This window comes from bacterium (assembly GCA_023135785.1).
Classification (GTDB): domain Bacteria; phylum CAIJMQ01; class CAIJMQ01; order CAIJMQ01; family CAIJMQ01; genus CAZNJA01.
Window position 1 is genome coordinate 1 of the sequence record JAGLSL010000087.1, and the last position, 4,979, is coordinate 4,979.

The 4,979-nt window shown below is 36.5% G+C and carries 3 protein-coding genes; all 3 read right to left on the reverse strand.

Annotation, left to right across the window (positions count from 1 at the left end; all coding sequences use genetic code 11):
- Positions 1-9: 9 nt before the first annotated feature.
- Entirely contained in the window at positions 10-591 is a 582-nt protein-coding gene (locus KAS42_06215) for an RnfABCDGE type electron transport complex subunit G (protein ID MCK4905812.1), read from the reverse strand.
- 129 nt (positions 592-720) lie between these two features.
- The gene (locus KAS42_06220) at positions 721-1,719 is read right to left on the reverse strand and encodes an RnfABCDGE type electron transport complex subunit D (GenBank protein ID MCK4905813.1); all 999 of its coding nucleotides are present in this window, start codon (positions 1,717-1,719) and stop codon (positions 721-723) included.
- A 62-nt stretch (positions 1,720-1,781) separates the two neighbouring features.
- Positions 1,782-4,979, reverse strand: a 3,198-nt coding sequence (locus KAS42_06225; protein ID MCK4905814.1) for a DNA polymerase III subunit alpha, incomplete at its 5' end; no start/stop codon positions are given.

A 4,979-nucleotide genomic window follows, 5' to 3' on the forward strand; every position in this document is an offset into this window, starting at 1 on the left:
TTTGTCATTTTACATTTTGATTTTTGAACTTTGAATTGTTTTAGTTGTTTCCTTAACAATCTCATTTAAAATTTTGACAACAGCGGTAGACGAAATAGTGGCTCCTGTGATAGCCTGAACATCAGTTTCTTTTTTATTTTTTTCGTTTTTTACAATACCGATAGAAACATCAGGTTCTAATTTCAAAGATTTCACTTGTGTTTTAAAAGGTTCTTCGCCGACTCTTGTCCCAAGTCCGGGCGTTTCCAAAGACTCAAGAATTTCCATACCTAAAAAAGATTTTAAATCCTTATCAAAACCAACAATTAATTTGATTTTGCCTTGAAAACCATTACCCTCTCCCACTACAGCATAGCCTAACATCTCCCCCTTTTCGTTTTCACCTTTATATATAGTTATGGTTTCCGTCTTTTTTATTTCTTTATAATTTTCAACCGAAGGAAGAACTTTTAAAATAGCATTTTTTAATTCAGACTGCTGGTTTTCGGCAATAGGAATTTTCGTAAAATTATACATTATCGCTAACGCTCCACCTGAAAATAAACAAACAGCTCCAAGTGCGACAAAAATTTGCAAAGATTTATTTTTCATTTTTTAGCTCGCCCCGTTAGAGATAGCTTCGACGATATGTCGGAGCATATATCTACCTTTTCAATATAAAAGAATCTTTTTCGCATTATTTTAAAAGTACTCCTATTTAACATAGTGCTTATTTTATCTCTAACGGGGTGAACCAAATTGTAAAGGAGCGGTAAATCTTTCTATCAAAGGAGTAAAGGCATTCATCATCAAAATAGAATACATAACTCCTTCGGGATATCCTCCCCATGTTCTTATGCTTATCGTTAAAATCCCCGCTCCTATTCCAAAAATCCATCTGCCCTTTTTTGTAATAGGTGAAGTTACAGGATCGGAAGCCATAAAAAAAGCGCCTATTAAAAGTCCCCCGCTTAAAACGTGAAACAAAGGTGTAGGATTAGCATTGTTTGAAAACCATAATAAAGAACTTACTATAAAAACCACTCCTATATAACCAAAAGGAATACGCCAATCAATATATTTTTTAATAATTAAATATACTGCGCCGATAAGCAAAGCCAAAGCAGAAACCTCGCCGATACATCCGCCCTTTGCCCCGATAAAAAGTTCCATATAAGAGGGCATATCGGGATTGGCAACTGCAAATTTTGGAAGCGCTAAAGCAAGCGGAGTAGCCATTGTAATTGTATCGCCCGAGAAAAAAGCATTGAATTTGCCTTCGGAAAAAAGTTTTGCGGTATTTAAAACAGGGACTTGCCAAGCAGTTGTTAAAACAGGGAAAGAAACAGAAAGGAACGCCCTTCCCAAAAGCGCAGGGTTAAAAATATTATACCCAAGCCCTCCGAAAACATGTTTACCAATTACAATTGAAACCACAGCACCTAACGAACCTGCCCATAACGGAAAAGTAGGAGGCAAGACCAAAGCCAAAAGTAGCCCCGTTAAAAAAGCGCTGCCGTCGGTTATTGTTAATGGCCTGTTTAAAATTTTCTGACAAATGGCTTCCGATAAAACCGCAGTAATAATACAAGTCAAAATTAAATATAACGCATGAGCCTGAAAAAAGAAAACACCCCAAACAACAGTTGGCAAAAGAGCAACTATAACACCCCACATCATTGATTTTACAGTAATGTTATCTCTTATATGAGGAGATGGGGATATAGTTAATTTATTCATTTTAGTTGAATATAATAGAGAAAATTTTCAAATTTGTAAACTCTACATCTAATATTATTGTCCTATTCCTGAACAACAGAAACCTTTCCTTTCCCTAAAATTTCTTCAATTTTATCCAAGAGAAGTTTATCCGGATTTACTTTTATATAATACCCCGCCAAAAGAACTGTTTCTTCAGAACCTTTGAGGATATGAAAATACACTTTGCTGTCCCCTCTTGAAATTCGCAAAATATTTTTTAAATTACCTAAAACATCTTCGGTTGCCTGCGATTCGTCAATATATATATGCATTGCTTGTTTTAATTTAGCAGGTTGTGATAATTGGGGTCCTGATTGCAATTTATTTATGACTTCGGAAATAAGTTTCAAGGAAGAAGCGATTATTTTAGATGAATCACCGTTTGCTTCTGCTTTGCCTACCACAATTACTTCCGCGCCGTTTACTATATTATTTTTTTCTTTTTCAAAAGCATCGGGAAACAATAAGACTTCTACGCTTCCTTTCAAATCCTCCAATGTGAATATAGCCATTCTCTTGCCTTCTTTTTTGGTGAATCTTTTCTTGATATTGCTTATTACTCCGGCTATTTTCACAGTTTTAGAACCGTTAAGTTTTGACAAAGCAACAGTGTCGCCACTTGTGCATTTTTTAAGCGCTTCCCCGTATTTAGTCAAAGGATGTCCTGTCAAATAAAATCCCAAAAGTTCTTTCTCAAATTGCAGAATTTCGGATTGGCTCCATTCCTGCACTTTGTAATTTTCGTCCGATTTTTCGCGTAAAGGAGCAGTGAAAAGCGCAATTTGTCCTTCTTTTTTGCCATATCTGGAATTAATTCCTTTTTCCAATACATTTATTAGATAAGCACGGTTTTTATCCAAACAGTCAAATGCACCGCATTTAATCAGACTCTCTATAACTTTTTTCGTAACTTTTCTAGAACCTATCCTTTCAAGAAAATCAATCATTGAAAGAAATTTTCCTTTTTCTTCTCTTGCGCTGATAATTTCTTGCACTGCCTGTTCTCCGACATTTTTTACCGCCAATAAGCCAAACCTTATGCTGTCTTCCACAACGGTAAAATTAATAGAACTTTCATTTATATCCGGATGAGAAACTTTTATATTCGTTTCATTGCATTCATTCATAATAATAGCCATCTTGTCTCTGTTTGCCTTTTCCGCATTTAGAAGCGCCGCCATAAACTCCAACAGAAAATTGGCTTTAAGATAAGCGGTTCTGTAAGAGACAAAAGCATAAGCCGTGCTGTGTGCCTTATTGAAACCATAGCCCGCAAAATGTGCCATGTAATCGAAAATTTTATCTGCTTTGGATTCCGTAATGCCGTTCTTCTTTGCTCCTTTTACAAATTGCGCTCTTTTTTCATCCATAACTTCAGGAATCTTTTTACCCATAGCCGACCTTAAATCATCGGCGTCAGCCAAAGAAAAATTAGCAATTTCCGAAGCTATTCGCATAACTTGTTCCTGATAAAGAATAATCCCGTAAGTTTCCTCCAGTATAGGTTTTAATAAGGGATGAGGATAAACAACGGCTTCTTTGCCTGATTTCCTTTTGACAAATACATCAACCTGTCCGCCGCCCAATGGTCCCGGACGATACAGGGCTAAAAGAGCTATCAAATCCTTAAAACCAGTTGGGCGCATCTTCTTTATTAGTTCTCTCATCCCTTCGCTTTCCAACTGAAAAACTCCAATAGTTTTTGCCGCTTGCAATAATTTGTATGTGGGAGCATCATCCAAAGTCAAATTTACCAAATCAATATCCTTGCCCTGAGTCAATTTAATTATCTCAACAGTATTAGCTAACAAAGAAAGCGTTTTTAACCCAAGTAAATCCATTTTCAAAAGTCCGATTTTATCCAGAATATCCATTGGATACTGAGTCAAGATTTCCCCCTCGCTTATCTGATAAAGAGGAGTATATCCATCCGTTAATGGTTCCCTGGCTATAACAATTCCTGCCGCATGGGTAGAAGCATGACGGGGCAATCCTTCCAAAGTTTTTGATATTTCAAAAAGAGCAGGATATTTCTCCTGAAAATTCTTTAAATCGTTATCTTTCTTCACAGCTTCGGCTAATGTGAAATGTCCCAGCAGAGGAATTTTTTTGGCAATTAGATCAACTTCGCTATAAGGCATGTCCAAAACTCGCCCGACATCCCTTATTACCGCTCTTGCCGCCATTGTTCCGAAAGTAATAATCTGGCTAACCTTATCTTTTCCGTATTTGTTAGTAACATAATTTATAACCTCGCTTCTGCGTGTATCGGAAAAATCTATATCAATATCAGGCATCTTCTTTCGTCCGGGATTAAGAAACCTTTCAAAAAATAATCCGTATTTCAAAGGATTTATTTCGGTAATGTCTAAACAGAAAGCAACCAGACTTCCCGCAGTAGAACCTCTGCCTGGACCGACCGCTATTTTTTCGCGGCGGGCAAAATTGATAAAATCTTGAACAATTAAAAAATAACCCGAAAACCCCATAGTCTTTATAACCGATAATTCGTGTTCTAATCTTTCTTTTATTTTCTCATCCGCCTCGGGAAGTTTTTGTTTTAGACCCTCATAACAGTATTTGGCAAGATATGAATCCAACGTTTCGCCTTCGGGAACAGGAAAATGCGGCAAATGAAATTTCCCAAATTGCAACTGTAAATTACATTTTTCCGCAATCTCAATAGTATTCTTCCAACTCTGAGGATAATCGGCAAATATTTTCTTCATTTCCTGCGGCGATTTGAAATAAAACTCATCAGTGCTAAACTTCAACCTTTTTTCGTCCTGTAATAAAGAACCCGTCTGAATACATAATAAAGCATCGTGCGCAACAGAATGTTCCTTCTGGATATAATGCACATCATTAGTAACAACCCAGGGAATATCAAGCTTCTTTGAAATTCTAATCATAGCCTCATTAACTTTTTTCTGTTCAGGTAAAGAAAAATCCATCAGCTCCAAATAAAAATTGCCTTTACCTAAAATTTCCTCGAAATTGCCCGCTATACGAATCGCTTCATCTTCATTATCCTGTAATATTTTTTGGGATATTTCGCCCTTAAGGCATCCAGAAAGCGCTATCAACCCTTCTGAATATTCTTTTAAAATTTCCTTATCAATTCTGGGTCTATAATAAAATCCTTCCAAATATCCGAGAGAGCTGAGTTTCATCAAGTTTCTATAACCCTGTTCATTCTTGCATAGCAGGGTCAGATGATAATAATTCGTTCTTCCGCG